The following is a 258-nucleotide window of genomic DNA, read 5'->3' as shown; positions in this document are numbered from 1 at the left end:
CCATGCTCACGCCGATGAACAGCATGGCCACGATCAGCACGGCCATCAGCCAGTGCAGCAGGCGAGCGAGGGGATGGAAGGCTTCGGGTTTCATGGGCGGGCTCCGGTGCCGAGCGATTCGCGGCTGCGGCGGTTGAACGATTCCGAATACGCGGCCGAACGGGCGGCGAGGATCGGGTCGGCGGACGCTTCGATGCCATGGGGCAGGATCAGCGGGTCGAAGTTCAGGTCTCGACAAGCGCCTTGTTCAGCAGCGTC

At 65.5% G+C, this 258-nt stretch carries 2 pseudogenes; both read right to left on the bottom strand.

From position 1 onward, the window contains the following. Nucleotides 1-94 (bottom strand): annotated as a pseudogene (locus tag SB725_RS32190) (cytochrome b); the annotation flags it as partial. Further along, nucleotides 91-258: pseudogene (locus tag SB725_RS32185) on the bottom strand (catalase); the annotation flags it as partial. The pseudogenes SB725_RS32185 and SB725_RS32190, both read right to left, overlap by 4 nt.

Source organism: Pseudomonas sp. SIMBA_041 (genome assembly GCF_046535095.1).
Lineage (GTDB): Bacteria > Pseudomonadota > Gammaproteobacteria > Pseudomonadales > Pseudomonadaceae > Aquipseudomonas > Aquipseudomonas mucoides.
Note: the sequence above shows the minus strand (reverse complement) of the source record. Positions and strands in the feature narration are given on the sequence as shown.